This window comes from Saccharomonospora piscinae, from assembly GCF_005862235.1.
In the GTDB taxonomy this organism is placed as follows: domain Bacteria; phylum Actinomycetota; class Actinomycetes; order Mycobacteriales; family Pseudonocardiaceae; genus Saccharomonospora; species Saccharomonospora piscinae.
This window is the reverse complement of record NZ_VCEK01000003.1, coordinates 594,289-609,731: the sequence shown is the minus strand read 5'-3', so window position 1 is coordinate 609,731 and position 15,443 is coordinate 594,289. Positions and strand designations below refer to the sequence as shown.

16 protein-coding genes are annotated in these 15,443 nt (G+C 70.4%); all 16 read right to left on the bottom strand.

From position 1 onward, the window contains the following. Positions 1 to 20 precede the first annotated feature (20 nt). Positions 21 to 842, bottom strand: a complete 822-nt coding sequence (locus tag FFT09_RS13970; protein WP_024874745.1) for a F0F1 ATP synthase subunit delta — start codon at positions 840 to 842, stop codon at positions 21 to 23. Between the two features lie 7 nt (positions 843 to 849). Then, positions 850 to 1,395, bottom strand: a complete 546-nt coding sequence (locus FFT09_RS13965) for a F0F1 ATP synthase subunit B (RefSeq protein WP_024874746.1) — start codon at positions 1,393 to 1,395, stop codon at positions 850 to 852. Positions 1,396 to 1,441: 46 nt separating this feature from the next. Continuing rightward, a complete protein-coding gene (locus FFT09_RS13960) occupies positions 1,442 to 1,681 on the bottom strand; it encodes an ATP F0F1 synthase subunit C (protein WP_037333984.1) in 240 nt (79 codons plus the stop codon). Between the two features lie 115 nt (positions 1,682 to 1,796). Further along, positions 1,797 to 2,579 carry a F0F1 ATP synthase subunit A gene (gene atpB / locus FFT09_RS13955; protein WP_081191382.1) on the bottom strand — a complete coding sequence of 261 codons (783 nt, stop codon included), beginning with the start codon at positions 2,577 to 2,579 and terminating at the stop codon, positions 1,797 to 1,799. Between the two features lie 191 nt (positions 2,580 to 2,770). Continuing rightward, positions 2,771 to 3,298, bottom strand: a complete 528-nt coding sequence (locus tag FFT09_RS13950; RefSeq protein ID WP_081191383.1) for a Cg1360 family ATP-synthase-associated protein — start codon at positions 3,296 to 3,298, stop codon at positions 2,771 to 2,773. Positions 3,299 to 3,341: 43 nt separating this feature from the next. Beyond that, a complete protein-coding gene (locus FFT09_RS13945; protein WP_024874750.1) occupies positions 3,342 to 4,502 on the bottom strand; it encodes a glycosyltransferase family 4 protein in 1,161 nt (386 codons plus the stop codon). Between the two features lie 79 nt (positions 4,503 to 4,581). After that, a complete protein-coding gene (locus tag FFT09_RS13940) occupies positions 4,582 to 5,232 on the bottom strand; it encodes an L-threonylcarbamoyladenylate synthase (RefSeq protein ID WP_024874751.1) in 651 nt (216 codons plus the stop codon). Positions 5,233 to 5,281: 49 nt separating this feature from the next. Next, a complete protein-coding gene (gene prmC, locus FFT09_RS13935; RefSeq protein ID WP_024874752.1) occupies positions 5,282 to 6,145 on the bottom strand; it encodes a peptide chain release factor N(5)-glutamine methyltransferase in 864 nt (287 codons plus the stop codon). A gap of 64 nt (positions 6,146 to 6,209) precedes the next feature. Further along, positions 6,210 to 6,551 carry a MerR family transcriptional regulator gene (locus FFT09_RS13930; protein ID WP_081192255.1) on the bottom strand — a complete coding sequence of 114 codons (342 nt, stop codon included), beginning with the start codon at positions 6,549 to 6,551 and terminating at the stop codon, positions 6,210 to 6,212. A gap of 57 nt (positions 6,552 to 6,608) precedes the next feature. Then, positions 6,609 to 7,676, bottom strand: a complete 1,068-nt coding sequence (gene prfA, locus FFT09_RS13925) for a peptide chain release factor 1 (RefSeq protein WP_081191385.1) — start codon at positions 7,674 to 7,676, stop codon at positions 6,609 to 6,611. A gap of 86 nt (positions 7,677 to 7,762) precedes the next feature. Continuing rightward, the gene (gene rpmE, locus FFT09_RS13920; protein ID WP_024874755.1) at positions 7,763 to 7,981 is read right to left on the bottom strand and encodes a 50S ribosomal protein L31; all 219 of its coding nucleotides are present in this window, start codon (positions 7,979 to 7,981) and stop codon (positions 7,763 to 7,765) included. A 265-nt stretch (positions 7,982 to 8,246) separates the two neighbouring features. Further along, the gene (gene rho / locus FFT09_RS13915) at positions 8,247 to 10,244 is read right to left on the bottom strand and encodes a transcription termination factor Rho (RefSeq protein WP_138382946.1); all 1,998 of its coding nucleotides are present in this window, start codon (positions 10,242 to 10,244) and stop codon (positions 8,247 to 8,249) included. A gap of 323 nt (positions 10,245 to 10,567) precedes the next feature. After that, positions 10,568 to 11,494: a homoserine kinase gene (gene thrB, locus FFT09_RS13910; protein WP_138382945.1), complete on the bottom strand. Its 927-nt coding sequence runs from the start codon at positions 11,492 to 11,494 to the stop codon at positions 10,568 to 10,570. An 11-nt stretch (positions 11,495 to 11,505) separates the two neighbouring features. Further along, the gene (gene thrC, locus FFT09_RS13905) at positions 11,506 to 12,576 is read right to left on the bottom strand and encodes a threonine synthase (protein ID WP_024874758.1); all 1,071 of its coding nucleotides are present in this window, start codon (positions 12,574 to 12,576) and stop codon (positions 11,506 to 11,508) included. After that, positions 12,573 to 13,880: a homoserine dehydrogenase gene (locus tag FFT09_RS13900; protein ID WP_024874759.1), complete on the bottom strand. Its 1,308-nt coding sequence runs from the start codon at positions 13,878 to 13,880 to the stop codon at positions 12,573 to 12,575. The genes thrC and FFT09_RS13900 overlap by 4 nt, the downstream gene beginning before the upstream one ends. Positions 13,881 to 13,987: 107 nt before the next feature. Further along, positions 13,988 to 15,427: a diaminopimelate decarboxylase gene (lysA, locus tag FFT09_RS13895; protein ID WP_138382944.1), complete on the bottom strand. Its 1,440-nt coding sequence runs from the start codon at positions 15,425 to 15,427 to the stop codon at positions 13,988 to 13,990. Positions 15,428 to 15,443: the final 16 nt, after the last annotated feature.

Below are 15,443 nucleotides of genomic sequence, written 5' to 3'. Positions count from 1 at the left end.
GTGTCATGTCGTCGGCCACCTCACCCGGCCAGTTGCCTGCGCAGGGCGTCCAGCCTGCCGGCGGCGCTGCCGTCGATCACCTCGTCGCCGACCCGGATGACGAGCCCCGACCCCAGTGAGCGGTCGAGGGCCACGTGCAGGGCGATCGGGCGGTCGTAGACCCTGCCGAGCTGAGCGGTCAGCCGCTCGCGCTGCCCGGCCGTCAGCTCGGTCGCGCTGGTGACGCGGGCGACCACGCGCTCACTGCGCCCGGCCGCCAGCTCCACGAGCCGGTCGACGCCGTATGCCACGCTGCGACCGCGCGGCCGGACGACGACCTGCTCGACCAGCACCTGGGTGATCGGGTCGACCTTGTCGGCGACGACCTGGCGGACGAGCCCGCGCTTGGCCTCGGTGGGCGTGGTCCGGTCGGACAACGCCCGCTCCAGCTCGGGCCTGCCATCCAGGATACGAGCGAACTGGAACAACTCGTCCTCGACGGAGTCCAGCTTGCCCGCGTTCTCCGCGCCGACGAGCAGCGCGGTGAACCCGAGGTGTTCGAGGCCGTCGACCAGCTCGCGCGGGTTCGACCAGCGGCCACCCGCCACGGCTTCCAGCACCGACAACGCGGGGCCCGAGAGCTTGTCCCGCAGCAGGGTCGCGACCAGCCGCTTGCGGGCCTCGGGGTCCGACGAGCCGTCCGACACGGCTCGCCGCAGCCCGATCTCCCTGGTGAACAGGTCCACCACGGAGAGCAGCTCTTCCCCGACGGCGGACGGATCGGCGCCCGCGTCGCCGAGTACTCCGTCGAGACGGGTCTCGGCGAAGCTCAGAGCCTCGCGGCTCGCAGCATGCAGCGTCATCTAGGCCCTACTTCCTTGCTCCGGCCGCGCCGTTCCCACTGGCTTCGAGCTCGTCGAGGAACCGGTCGACGGTGCCGCGGCGGCGTGCCTCGTCCTCGAGCGACTCGCCGACGATCCGCCCCGCGAGCAGGACGGCGTTGCGTCCGAGTTCCTCCCGGAGCTCGGCCACCAGCTGAGCCCGCTGCGCCTGCAGCTGTGCCTCACCCTGAGTCACGATGCGCCGGGACTCCTCCTCGGCCTGTGCCCGCAACTCCTCCTTGATCTGCTCGGCCTCGGCCCGCGCGTCATCGCGGATCTTGGCCGCCTCGGTCCTGGCCTCGGCGAGCTGCGCCTTGTACTGCGCCAGCGCCTGCTCCGCCTCGGCCTGAGCCTGTTCGGCCTTCTCGATGCCGCCCTCGATCTTGGCTGCCCGCTCCTCGTACAACTTCTCGAAGCGCGGCTTGACGAACTTCGTGATGACGTACAGCAGCAGGAGGAAAGCGATAAGACCGATGATGATCTCGGAGAAGTGCGGAAGAACCGGGTTGTACTCTTCTTCCTGCGCCAGAATCATCGCCGTCTCCACTTCGTCTGGTTACTCACGGTCGGTGGAACCGACGTCAGCCTGCGAGGAAGAAGAGAACGAACCCGAGCAGCGCCAGCACCTCGACCAGGGCGAAGGTGGTGAAGCCGATGTTCATCAGCTTGCCCTGGGCCTCGGGCTGACGGGCGGTTCCGCTGATGACCGACGAGAAGATCATGCCCACGCCGATACCACCACCGATGGCACCGAGTCCGTAGCCAATGACGGCCAGACCCGAGTTGATGCTGGTTTCGGCGGCCTGCTGGGCAAGAAGCATGGAGCTCACGTGTATTCCCTTTCCAACTTCGTCCGTGTTCGGTTTACGGAGGTTTTGCCTTGGGGTCGAACGGACGTCACCGTCGCGTCGGCCGTCCGCGGGTCGGGAGGTTGGCTCAGTGTTCGTCGGCCAAAGCGGCCCCGATGTAGTTGGCGGACAGCAACGCGAAGATGAACGCCTGGATCACCATGATGAGCGCCTCGATGAACGTGATCGCCAAGGCACCCGCGAACGAGAACGCGGAAACCGCCTTCACCAGGCCCTCACCGTGCAGCAGCAGGTATTCGGCCGAGATGCCGAACAACATGATGAGCAGGTGGCCCGCGAACATGGCGGCGAACACCCGGATCGCCAGCGTGATCGGGTTCATCACGAACTTGGTGAAGAACTCGATCGGCGTGAGCAGGATGTAGACGAACTTCGGCGCACCGGGCGGAACCAGCTGGTTACGCAGGTAGGTGCCGAGGCCGTGCTTGCGAATGCCCGCGTAGTGGTAGACGGGGTAGACCACCAGCACCGACAGTGCCAGCGGGAAACCGATGTGCGACATCGTCGGGAACTGCAGGATCGGTACGAGACCGAACAGGTTGTTCACCAGGATGAAGGTGAACAGGCTCAGCACCAGCGGGACGAAACGCAGGAAGTCGGCCGCGCCGATCTGCTCACGCGCGATGTTGTTGCGGCCGAAGTCGTACAGCGACTCGACGAGGAACTGCCCCTTGCCGGGAACGACGCTCATCTTCCGGGTTGTGAGCACGAAGAATGCCACGATGATGACCACGGAGAGCACGGCGAGCAGCATGGGTTTGGTGACCCAGCCGAAGATCGGGGGCAGGTTGAAGGCCTCTGCCGTCGGCGGTGTGAATTCGTCACCTGCGGCTAGTACCAGCGCGCCCAACTGGGCTCCTTCCGGTTCTCCCGGCCGGCGTTCACTCCGCCGGGGGAATCGTCACAAACCTGGACTTAACGTACCGGATACAGCTCCGGCACCGTGCAGGGCATCCCCCGCACGGGGATGGGACCTTGTCGCGGACCCTACCAGGGGCGGTCGTACTAGCCGTACGGGCGTACTTCTACGGGGCCGCGGGCTCAGTCCTCCGGAGGCCGCTGGGCCGTTCGGGGGACGACGAGCGTGGGCGTCTTCGTCGTCTGGAACGCCGCCACCTCGGCGACCGCCCACGCGACGACGACCACGAGCATGCCGAACGCCAGCGCGGGTCTGCTGAACCCGGCCACGTCCCGCAGCAGCAGCATGACCACCAGAAGGCCCGTCATCTTGATCGCGTAGCCGCCGAGCGCGAGCCCCATCAGCGTGTTCGGCGGGCGCGTGGCGGCGATCCGCATCATCGTGATCGTCACCAGCGACGAGCCGAAGCCCAGCACCACGCCGAATCCGGCACCCACCAGGCCCTCGGCCCCGGCCGCCACGGTGGCCACCCCGATCGTCACCAGCGCGGCGGGCAGCGCCAGCCGCAGCCCCCAGCGCAGCATGGCCTCGGCGAGAGCATGCACCGAGCGGGTGTGGGCCGCACGCACCGCGTCGTCGGCGTCGTCGGCCTCGCGGGTGTCGCCGCCGGCCGCCGTGGCGGGTCCCGCCTCGCCGTCCACTGCGTTCATCCGTCGCTCCCTGCTCGTCCCGTACCCGGCCAACCGGGACAGGCTATACGGGTTCCTTCGCCCGCTGCCGCTTCAGCCGGGGGACGAAGGACACGAGACCCGCGAGCAGCAGGCCGCCGAGGGTTCCCCAGAACACGGCGGTCGTGTCGAACATCGCCACCGCCACCGCGCCGAACGCGAGCAGGCCGGCCCACAGGTAGATCAGCAGAACGGCCCTGCGCTGCGAGTGCCCGATCTCCAGCAGCCGGTGGTGCAGGTGCATCTTGTCCGCCGCGAACGGGCTCTCGCCGCGACGGGTGCGCCGCACCACCGCGAGCACCAGGTCGAGCAGGGGCAGAAACAGCACGGCGGCCACGACGAACAGGGGAGACAGCAGCGCGACGACGTCGGTGGCGTCGAACGAGATGTAGGTGATGCGCCCCGAGGCCGAGGTGCTGGCGGCGGCCAGCATCAGGCCGATCATCATCGATCCCGAGTCGCCCATGAAGATCTTCGCGGGCTGGAAGTTGTGCGGCAGGAAGCCCAGACAGGCTCCGGCGAGCGTGGCGGCGATGAGCGCGGGCGGGTAGGTGCCCACGTCGCCGCCCGAGGAGTGCAGCAGCCACAGCGAGAACGTGCAGACCGCCGCCGCCGCGATGAGGCCGAGGCCGCCCGCGAGGCCGTCGAGCCCGTCCACGAAGTTCATGGCGTTGACCATGACGACCACCAGCAGCACGACCAGCAACCCGCCCTGGTTGCGGTCGAAGATCAGCAGGTTGCCGAGCGAGTCGGTGTCGCCGCCCCAGGGCACCCACAGCGACACCCACTGCACGCCGAAGAGCACGAGGATGCCCGCACACATCACCTGGCCGGCGAGTTTGGTCCAGGCGTCCAGCTCGAACCGGTCGTCCAGCGCGCCGATCAGCACGATGACGCCGCCTCCGATGAGGACGGCGACCGGGTCGAACGAGTACTCGAAGGCCCGCCTCAGCACGGGCAGCTGGTGGGCCATCGCCATGCCCCCGACCACGCCGAGGTACATGGCGAGGCCGCCCATCCTCGGGATCGGGAGGACGTGGACGTCGCGCTTGCGCGGGATCGCGACCGCCTTCACCCGGATGGCGAAGCGGCGGACGAGTGCGGTCAGCAGGAAGGTCAGGGCGGCCGAGACGAGACCGACGAGCAGGTACTCCCGGATCGGCAGACCGGCGGGGGCGGGATTCACGTCCGCGTCACCCTCCAACAGGGACACGGACGGCACGCGCGTGTTTCACAGCGCGCAACGGTACCGTCACCGATCATGGTCACTGCGCCGGGCCGATCTCCTCGCCCAGCACCTCCGCCACCGCCTCCGCGCTCACGGCTCCCTCCCGGAGCAGCTCGGGTTCCTCTCCGGTGAGATCCACGATCGTCGAGGGCACGGGTTCCCCGCTGGGGCCGCCGTCGAGGTACACGGCCACCGATTCGCCGAGCTGGTCGACGGCCTCCTGCGCGGTGCCGGCCGGGGGCTGTCCCGAGACGTTGGCGCTGGAGACGGCCATCGGGCCGACCTCGCGCAGCAGTTCGAGAGCCACGGGGTGCAGCGGCATCCGCAGCATGACCGTGCCCCGGGTGGTGCCGAGGTTCCACTGGAGGCTGGGTGCGTGCGCCACGACGATCGAGAGGTCACCGGGCCAGAACGCCTCGATGAGCGCCCGTGCCTGCCTGGGCATCCCCAGCACCAGCCCATCCACTGTGGACCACGAGCCGACCAGCACCCCCACCGGCATGTCGGGGCCCCGGTTCTTCGCCTCCAGCAGCGCCCGCACCGCCGAGGCGTCGAACGCGTCCGCGCCGATGCCGTAGACGGTGTCCGTCGGCAGGACCACGAGCCTGCCCGATCGCACCGCCGAGGCGGCTGCCTTCAGTCCGTCGGACCTCGTGTGCGGCTCACCGCAGTCGTACACCGCGCTCATGCGGGCCAAGCTTAGCGACGCCCGGCACGGCGGTCGGTGCCCCACGGGGTCATGCCCGCCTCGCGGTGACGAACCGGGGACGACCGGCCAGGTCGGGATGGTCGGCCACGTCGGTGAGCACGCGCCGCGCCTGCAGCAGCGGGGGCACGGCACGGGCGTGGGTGTCGTCGTGTTCGATGGCGACTCCCCCACCGCGACGCAGCAGCCGGGCGGCCATCGTGACCACGTGCCGGATCACGGCAAGCCCTCCCCGTGCGGCGAACACGGCCTGGGGCGGGTCGAAGTCGGCGACCTCGGGCGGTACCTCCGTGCCCTCCGGCACGTACGGCGGGTTGCACAGCACCACGTCCACGAGCCCGTCCAGTTCGGCGAACACGGTGTCGTCGGTCACATCACCGGTGTAGAGCCGGATGGGTGTGTCCCCGGCCTCGGCCCTGCGGTCCGCGTTGTGCCGCGCCCAGGCCAGCGCGTGCGGGTCGTTGTCCACCGCGTACACGACCGCGTCCGGTCTGGCGTGCGCCACCGCGAGCGCGAGCGCGCCCGAGCCGGTACACAGGTCGACCACCACGGGATACTCGCGGCCCTTGATCTGGCGCAGCCCCCAGTCCAGCAGGAGCTCGGTCTCGGGCCTCGGCACGAACACGCCGTTGCCGACTTCCACGGCGATGTCGCCGAGCACGGCGTACCCGGTGAGGTACTGCAACGGCACCCGCTTGGCACGCTCCGCGACGATCCTGCCGATGGCCTCCACCACCGGCGGGTCGACGAGGGGCACCAGCGGCAGCCTGCCGCGATCCACGCCGAGGACGTGCGCGGCGATCAGCTCGGCGTCGGTGCGCGGCGACGCCACACCGGCGTCGTCGAGCTGTCGGGTCGCCTCCAGCAGCGCTAGTCGCAGGGGCAATCGCTTCACACGGACAAGACTGGCACACGTCCCGGACACGACAGGCGCAGCGCCACCCCGCGAAGGACGTCGGTCACGGTGTGACGAGCCCGGCCAGCGCCGCCCGCGTCCGGCGCAATCCCTCGATCCGGTCGTCGAGTACGGCCAGCCTGCTGTCCAGCAGAGTCCGCAGCCCCTCGCACATCACCAGATCGGGGGTTTCCCCCTCGGCGCACGGCAGGACCTCGCGGATCATCTCCGTGGTCAGGCCCGCCGCGAGCAACGCCCTGATCTGGCGGACGCGCAGCACCGCGTCCTGTTCGTAGGTCCGGTAGCCGTTCGGGCCGCGTCGCGCGTGCAGCAGCTCCTGGGACTCGTAGTACCGCAGCAGCCGCGCTCCGACGCCCGTGCGCGCGGCCAGTTCGCCGATCAACACGTCGCCGATCAACGCCGCCCCGGTTCCGGGTATTCCGCGCGGTACGCCCGCACCCGGCTACCGCGACTCGCTGAGCCGTTCCTCCCGGTCGGCGGCCGAGAGCGCGTCCAGCACGCCCGTCAGCTCACCGTCGAGCACCTGGTCGAGGTTGTACGCCTTGTAGTTCACCCGGTGGTCGGAGATCCGGTTCTCCGGGAAGTTGTAGGTGCGCACCCGCTCCGAGCGGTCCACCGTGCGGACCTGGGAGCGGCGCGCGTCGGCGGCCTTCGCCTCGGCCTCCTCCTCGGCCAGCGCCTGCAACCTGGCCTGGAGGACCTGGATGGCCCGGGCCCGGTTCTGGATCTGCGACTTCTCGTTCTGGCAGGACACGACGATCCCGGTCGGCAGGTGCGTGACCCGCACGGCCGAGTCGGTGGTGTTCACGCTCTGGCCACCCGGGCCCGACGAGCGGAAAACGTCGATCCGCAGGTCGTTGGGATCGACCTCGACCTCGATCTCCTCCGGCTCGGGATAGATCAGGACCCCGGCCGCGGAGGTGTGGATACGCCCCTGCGACTCGGTGGCAGGCACCCGCTGCACCCGGTGTACCCCGCCCTCGAACTTCAGCCGTGCCCACACGCCGTCCGCGTCGGTGCCCTTGCCGCGCACCGAGACTGTGACGTCCTTGTAGCCGCCCAGATCCGACGGCGTCGCGTCGAGCACCGTGACGGTCCAGCCCTGCCGTTCGGCGAAGCGCAGGTACATGCGCAGCAGATCGCCCGCGAACAGCGCCGACTCCTCGCCGCCCTCCCCCGACTTGATCTCCATGACCACGTCGGAGCCGTCGTACGGGTCCCGAGGCAGCAGCAGTTCGGTCAGCCGCGCCTCCAGCACGGGCAGCCGCGCGGCGAGCGCCTCAGCCTCCTCGGCGAACGACTCGTCCTCCGAGCCCAGCTCTCGTGCCGTCGTCAGATCCGAGCGCGTGGCAGCCAGCTCGTTGACCACCCGGACCACGGGCGCGAGCTCCGCGTAGCGGCGCCCCAGTTTGCGGGCCCGGCCCTGGTCCGCGTGCACCGCGGGGTCCGCGAGCTGTTCCTCCAGCTCGGCGTACTCGTCGAGCAGTACTCGCAGCGATTCCGATTCCACCGGCCGCCCCTTCCTCGAACACCGGGCTGAACGCGAAACGGCGCCCGCCCCTGCCCTGGCGGCAGAAACGGGCGCCGTCGGCGACGCTACTTCTTGGTGTTGCGCCTGCCGTAGCGAGCCTCGAACCGAGCCACGCGGCCACCGGTGTCCAGGATCTTCTGCTTGCCCGTGTAGAACGGGTGGCAGTTCGAGCAGATCTCGACCTGGATCGTGTCCGACGCGGCGGTGCTGCGCGTGGTGAACGTGTTGCCACAGCCGCAGGTCACCGTGGTGACGTGGTAGTCGGGGTGAATACCGCTCTTCATGGTGTCCTCTCCTCGTAGCGCCGGGTCCCCGCGAACAGCGAGGTGAACCGGAGCCGGACGTCAGCGGAACAAGTGTGCCAGAATCCCCGGCGTCACTCGCAACGCACCCGGCAGAGCGCGTATTCCCGCCTGCTTCGCGAGCGCTGTGCCCCCGATGCCGCCGACCGTGCTCAGCCCGAGCGACCTGGCGACCCCGGTCACGCGGCACGGGGCCCGCCCACAAGGCGCAGCGCGCCCAGGGACGGGCCCCGTTCCGGAACGGCGGTCAGTCGTCGTCCGAGCCCGGTGCGGTCTTGGAGACCTGCATCAGGAACTCGATGTTGGTCTTCGTCTTGCGCAGCCGGTCGAGCAACAGGTCGATGGCCTGCTGCGAGTCCAGCGCGTGCAGGACCCGGTGCAGCTTGTGGGTCACCGACAGCTCGTCGGGCGAGAGCAGCAGCTCCTCCTTGCGGGTGCCCGACGGGTTGACGTCCACGGCGGGGAACACGCGCCGTTCCGCGATCTTGCGGTCGAGCTTGAGCTCCGCGTTGCCCGTGCCCTTGAACTCCTCGAAGATCACGGTGTCACCCGTGGAGCCCGTCTCCACCATCGCCGTGGCGAAGATGGTGAGCGAGCCGCCGCCCTCGATGTTGCGGGCGGCGCCGAGGAACCGCTTCGGCGGGAACAGCGCGGTCGAGTCGACACCACCGGACAGGATGCGTCCCGACGCCGGGGCGGCCAGGTTGTAGGCCCGGCCCAGCCGGGTGATCGAGTCCAGCAGCACCACGACGTCGTGGCCCATCTCGACGAGCCGCTTGGCCCGCTCGATGGACAGCTCCGCCACCGAGGTGTGGTCCGACGGCGGACGGTCGAAGGTCGAGGCGATGACCTCGCCCTTCACCGATCGCTGCATGTCGGTGACCTCTTCGGGCCGCTCGTCCACCAGCACCACCATCAGGTGGCACTCCGGGTTGTTGGTGGTGATCGCGTTCGCGATGTCCTGCATGATCGTCGTCTTACCCGCCTTCGGCGGCGACACGATCAACGCGCGCTGTCCCTTGCCCACCGGCATCACCAGGTCGATGACCCGGGTGGTGAGCTTGTTCGGCGCCGTCTCCAACCGCAACCGCTCGTTGGGGTAGAGCGGCGTCAGCTTGTGGAACTCGGGGCGCTTCTTGGCGACCTCGGCCTCCAGGCCGTTGACCGAGTCCACGCGCACGAGCGGGTTGAACTTCTGCCGCTGCTGCTCGCCCTCACGCGGCTGCTTCACCACGCCGGTGATGGCGTCGCCACGCCGCAGGCCGTACTTGCGCACCAGCGACAGCGACACGTACACGTCGTTCGGACCCGACAGGTAACCCGAGGTCCGGACGAACGCGTAGTTCTCCAGCACGTCGAGGATGCCCGCGACCGGAAGGAGAACGTCGTCCTCGCGGATCTCGGTCTCGGTACCGCCGCCGCCCTCACCGCGTCCCCGGCGCCTGCGGTCCCGGAACCGGCGGCTCCTGCGGCCACCACGCTCGTCATCGTCCTGACCGTCCTGGCCACCCTGGTTTCCCTGGTTGCCCTGGCCGCCGCGGCCACCCTGGTTGCTCTGGCCACCGCCCGCGTTGCCCTGACCGCGTTGCTGGTTGCCCTGCCGGTCCGGCTTGCCGTCCTTGGCGTCGTCGCGACCGGTGTCCCTGCCGCCGTCGCGGTTGCCGTCACGGCCGCCGTCGCGCTGGTTCGACTCGTCGTCGGACCGCTGCGCCGCGCCCTGGTCGGCACCCGAACCGCCCCGGCCGGAACCACGGCGGCGCCTGCTGGGCCGGTTGCCGCCCTCGCCCTGCTGGGCGTCGGCGGGCTTGCCTTCCCGGTTCGCCTCGCGGGATTCCCTGGCCTGCTGGCCGGGCTGCTCGGACGTGCCCCCAGGCTGTCCGGCCTCGGACGGGCGCGCGGACGTCGTCGCGTCACCACCGCCCACTCCGGGCAGGGTCGGCTCCGCCGCAGCCGGGGAGTCGTGGCCTTCGGCCTTCGCTTCCTCGGCGGACGGCTTGCCGCGCTTGGTCTTGCCCTGGCGTTCACGAATCGCAGCGATGAGATCGCCCTTACGCATTCCCGTGGTGTCGCCGATGCCCAGCTCGGTGGCGAGCGCACGCAGTTCGGCGATCACCATGCCCGAGAGTCCTCCGGGCTTACGCTTGGGGGCCGCGGCCGCGCCGTTCGATGGCGGCGCCTGCTCCCCCTGGTCGGACGAAGCAGCCTGGGTTTCCGCGTCGCCGCTCAACAGATCGGTGTTGCTCACACATGTCCTTCCTGACCGGCCCACGCTCCACGCATGGACCAGCGGACCACCGCCCGCTCCGAATTGCGAGACGGCGTACTGGGGCCCCTGTGCGGCCCGGTTCGTCGCCGAAGATGAAGAAACAGCGAGAACCGCCGTCACGGGATCAGTCGATCACCGTATTTACCCGAACCCCGTCTGGAACGAACGGAAGAGATCCGATCCGAAACAACTCCGGAACCGGCACCGGGTGCGGAAACCGCACGGTGACCGAACGCCTCCGAGGGTAGACGGCCGGGGCACGCGGTGCAACAACCACCCCCGCCCCGCGCGCCCGTTCTCGATCATGAGAGTGCGCGGTCCCCGGCGTCGTCGGGTGGGCCCGTGGGGCGGACCCGGACACCCGCCGGATCGACGGGCAGTTCGATGACCTCGAATCCCGTAACGTCCACCTCGGGCGGGAGTATTCCCGTGGTGGTCAACGCCAGCACCGTGGGCCCGGCACCCGAGATCACGGCGGCCACCCCGCACGACCGCAACGACCGCAGTAGCCGTACGGACGCGGGAAACGCGGGCTCGCGGTAGTCCTGGTGCAACCGGTCCTCCGTCGCGGCGAACAGCAACTCCGGCCGCTCGGTGATCGCCCGGACCGCCAGCGCGGCGCGGCCGACCGCGAACGCCGCATCGGCGTGCGGGACCAGTTCCGGCAGCAGTCCCCGCGTCCGCTGCGTCGCCGACTGCTCGCTCGGCACCGCCACGACCGGCCGCAGGCCCGGATGCGGGCTCACCCGCTCCGCGTGGAAGGTGCCGCCCGCACACCACGCCACCACGAACCCGCCGTACAGGCTCGCGGCGGCGTTGTCGGCGTGCCCCTCGAACTCCGCCGCGAGTTGCAGCGCGCGATCGTCGATCTCCTTGCCTGCCAGGGCATAGCCCGCCGCGACACCGGCCACCACCGCCGCCGCCGAGGACCCCAGCCCCCGCGCGTGCGGGATCGCGTTGTGGCAGCGCAGCGCGACCCCCGGCACCGCAACGCCGAGGTCGGCGCAGGTGCGCCGCAACGCGCGCACCACCAGGTGCGACTCGTCGGTGGGCACCGCCGACATGTCACCCGCGCCCGCGTCCAGCGCCTCGACCCGCAGCCCGGACCCGGTCACGGTCACCTCGACGACGTCGTGGCGCCCCAGCGCCATGCCGAAAGCGTCGAACCCCGGCCCGAGGTTCGCCGTCGAGGCGGGGACGGTGATCGTGTACCGCGCGCCCGTGCTCATCCGGCCACCACCTACGATAGGTCCAGCGCCGACGCCACGGCACGGGGATCGACGGTCAGCGGTTCGACCTCGACATTGCCCTCCAGCGCCGTGGCGGGGTCCTTGAGCCCGTGCCCGGTGACGGTGCACACCACGGTCGACGACCTCGGCAGCCTGCCGTCGGCCGCCGTCAGCAGCAGCCCCGCCACGCTCGTCGCCGAGGCCGGTTCCACGAACACCCCCTCACGCCGGGCCAACAGCCGGTAGGCGTCGAGAATGCGCTCGTCGGTCACCGCCTCGAACAGGCCACCGCTCGCCGTCCGCGCCTTCACGGCGGGCTCCCACGAGGCCGGGCTGCCCACCCGGATCGCGGTCGCCACCGTCTCCGGATCGGCCACGGGTTCGCCGCTCACCAGCGGCGCGGCCCCCGAAGCCTGGAAGCCGAACATGCGGGGCACGGTGTCGACGACCCGGTCGGCGGCGTACTCCGTGTAGCCCGCCCAGTAGGCGGTGATGTTGCCCGCGTTGCCCACCGGCAGGCAGTGCACGTCCGGGGCGCCACCGAGCACGTCGCAGATCTCCCACGCCGCGCTCTTCTGCCCCACCAACCGGACGGGATTCACCGAGTTGACCAGCGTCACCGGGTAGTCGGCTGCCGTCTTGCGCGCGAGTTCGAGGCAGTCGTCGAAGTTGCCGTCGATCTGCAGGATGCGCGCACCGTGCAACACGGCCTGCGCCATCTTGCCCAGCGCGATCTTGCCCTGGGGCACCAGCACGGCCGTGGTCAGGCCGGCGCGCGCCGCGTAGGCCGAGGCCGACGCCGACGTGTTGCCGGTGGACGCGCAGATGACGGCCTTCAGCCCGCTCGCCTTCGCGTGCGTGATCGCCACCGTCATGCCGCGGTCCTTGAACGAGCCCGTCGGATTGGCGCCCTCCACCTTCAGGTAGACGTCGCACCCCGTGAGCTCCGACAGGTGCGGAGCGGGCAGCAGCGGCGTGTTGCCCTCCCCGAGCGTGACGATCTCGGCGCCCTCCGGAACGGGAATGCGCGACGGATACGCCTTGATGATCCCCGGCCAGCCCGGCCGCACGCCCGTGCTCACGAGTCCTCGCCTTCCACCCGCATCACACTCACCACTTCGCGCACCACGTCGAGCTTGCTGATCTCGCTGACGGTGGCCTCCAGCGCCGCGTCCGCCGCGAGGTGGGTCACCACCACCAGGCTGGCGGTCGAATGCTTGTCGCGCTGCCGCACGGCCGCGATGCTCACGCCGTGAACCGAGAACACCTGCGCGATCTGCGCCAGCACGCCCGGCTCGTCGGCCACGTCGAGGCTGATGTGGTAGCGCGTCGGGGTCTGCCCCATCGGCCGCACCGGCAGGTCCGCGTGCGCCGATTCGCGCGGGCCCCGTCCGCCGGCCACCCGGTTGCGAGACGCGGCGACCAGGTCGCCCAGGACCGCGCTCGCCGTCGGCGCGCCCCCGGCGCCCTGGCCGTAGAACATCAGCTCACCCGCGGCCTCCGCCTCCACGTACACCGCGTTGAACGCGCCGCCCACACCGGCCAGCTGGTGCGACTTGGGGATCATCACCGGATGCACACGCGCCGACACCGACTCGGTGCCGTCCTCGGCGGCCACCCGCTCGCAGATCGCCAGCAGCTTCACCGTGCGGTCCAGCCGCCGGGCCGCGGCGATGTCCGAGGAGTTGATGCCCGCGATGCCCTCGCGGTACACGTCCCCCGCCGTCACCCTCGTGTGGAACGCCAGCGACGCGAGGATCGCGGCCTTCGACGCCGCGTCGTAGCCGTCCACGTCCGCACTCGGATCGGCCTCCGCGTAGCCCAGCCGGGTCGCCTCGTCCAGTGTCTCGGCATAGCTCGCACCGGTGGAGTCCATCGCGGAGAGGATGAAGTTCGTGGTGCCGTTGACGATGCCCATCACGCGCGTGATGCGGTCACCGGCCAGCGACTCCCGCAGGGGCCGCACCAGCGGGATCGCCCCGGCCACGGCGGCCTCGTAGTACAGGTCGGCACCCGACGCGCTCGCGGCCTCCGCGAGTTCGGCGCCGCATTCGGCGAGCAACGCCTTGTTCCCCGTCACCACGGACGTGCCCCTGCGCAGCGCCGTCAGCAGCCAGCCGCGCACCGGGTCGATGCCGCCGATCAGCTCCACCACGACGTCCACATCCGACTCGACGAGCTCGCCCGCGTCGGCCGTCAGCAGTTCCTGCGGCAGCTCGGGATGCTTGTCCGGCCTGCGCACCGCGATCCCCGCGATCTCGACCGGAGCCCCGACCCTGGCCGCCAGCTCGTCGGCGTCGGCCAGCAGCATGCGGACGACCTCGCTCCCGACCGTGCCGCAGCCCAGCAGCGCGACGCGGACAGGAGCCTGGCGATCCTCGCTCACGACACCTCCAGCATCTTGCGGGACACGATCGTCGCTCACGACACCTCCAGCATCCTGCGGGACACCCGCACCCGGTCGGTGCCCGCGAGCGCTCCCACGATCGTCGCTCACGACACCTCCAGTCGGAACATGTCCTCGTTCGTCTCCCGCCTCAGCAGCAGCCGGTGGTTCCCGTTGCGCACCGCGACCACCGCGGGCCTCGGCTGCCTGTTGTAGTTGCTCGCCATGGAATAGCAGTAGGCACCTGTCGCCGCGACGGCGAGCAGGTCCCCCGGCGCCAGGGTGTCGGGCAACCAGCAGTCGCGGACCACGATGTCACCTGACTCACAGTGCTTTCCCACGACGCGGGACAGCACCGCACTCACCTCGCCAGGCTGACCGTCGTCACTGGCGCGCGACACCAGGCGGCAGTCGTAGGCCGCGTCGTACAGCGCGGTGCGGAGGTTGTCGCTCATCCCGCCGTCCACGCTCACGTAGCGTCGCGCCGTGTCCTCGCCCAGCGCGACGTCCTTCGTGGTGCCCACCTCGTAGAGCGTCACCGTGCCGGGGCCCGCGATGGCCCGGCCCGGCTCACCCGCGATGCGGGGCACCGGCAGGTCGGCGAACGAACACTCCTTCCGCACGATCTCCCTGATCTGGGTGACCATCTGCGCGGGCGGCGGCGGGTTGTCCCGGTCGGTGTACGAGATACCGAAGCCACCACCGAGATCCACGACGGACAGCTGATCGAGCAGCTCGGGACCGTGCTCCTTACGGAGGTCGGCGAGCAGGCCGATCACCCGGCGCGCGGCGACCTCGAACCCGTCGGTGTCGAAGATCTGGGAGCCGATGTGGCTGTGCAGCCCGACGAGCCGCAGCGACGGGCTGTTCAGCACGCGGCGCACGGCCTCCGCCGCATCGCCCGCGGCCAGCGAGAACCCGAACTTCTGGTCCTCGTGCGCGGTAGCGATGAACTCGTGGGTGTGCGCCTCCACCCCCACCGTCACCCTGACGAGCACGGCCTGGACGACGCCGTGCCGCTCGGCGATCTCGGCCAGCCGGGCGATCTCGTGGAACGAGTCGAGCACCACCGTGCCGACTCCCGCCTCGACGGCCTCCTCCAGCTCGGGCAGCGACTTGTTGTTGCCGTGGAACGTGATGCGCTCCGGGGGGAACTGCGCGCGCTGCGCCACGGCCAGCTCGCCGCCGCTGCACACGTCCAGGCTGAGCCCCTGGGCCGCGACCCACCGCGCGACCTCGGTGCTGAGAAACGCCTTGCCCGCGTAGTGGACCAGTGCCGGGTCCTCGAACGCCTCGGCGTACTCGGCGCACCGGGCCTTGAAGTCGACCTCGTCGATGACGAACAGCGGTGTGCCGTAGGTCCGGGCGAGTTCCCGCACGTCCACACCCGCGATCCGGACGACGCCGTCGGGGGCGCGGTAGGTGTTGCGTGGCCAGACCTTCGGGTAGAGCCGATCCAGCTCATCCGAAGTGGACGGTGGAAAGCCCGCCTGGTCCACGTGCGGGTAAACCTCCGCATGACGGGGCCCCGCGGGGTGTGCGCACATGACTACGTTCCTCCTG

Excerpts from the sequence above, each read along its gene's own strand:
- FFT09_RS13970 (WP_024874745.1), bottom strand. The coding sequence starts at position 842 with ATGACGCTGCATGCTGCGAGCCGCGAGGCTCTGAGCTTCGCCGAGACC.
- FFT09_RS13965 (WP_024874746.1), bottom strand. The coding sequence starts at position 1,395 with ATGATTCTGGCGCAGGAAGAAGAGTACAACCCGGTTCTTCCGCACTTC.
- FFT09_RS13960 (WP_037333984.1), bottom strand. The coding sequence starts at position 1,681 with ATGCTTCTTGCCCAGCAGGCCGCCGAAACCAGCATCAACTCGGGTCTG.
- FFT09_RS13950 (WP_081191383.1), bottom strand. The coding sequence starts at position 3,298 with ATGAACGCAGTGGACGGCGAGGCGGGACCCGCCACGGCGGCCGGCGGC.
- FFT09_RS13940 (WP_024874751.1), bottom strand. The coding sequence starts at position 5,232 with ATGAGCGCGGTGTACGACTGCGGTGAGCCGCACACGAGGTCCGACGGA.
- rpmE (WP_024874755.1), bottom strand. The coding sequence starts at position 7,981 with ATGAAGAGCGGTATTCACCCCGACTACCACGTCACCACGGTGACCTGC.
- thrB (WP_138382945.1), bottom strand. The coding sequence starts at position 11,494 with ATGAGCACGGGCGCGCGGTACACGATCACCGTCCCCGCCTCGACGGCG.
- lysA (WP_138382944.1), bottom strand. The coding sequence starts at position 15,427 with ATGTGCGCACACCCCGCGGGGCCCCGTCATGCGGAGGTTTACCCGCAC.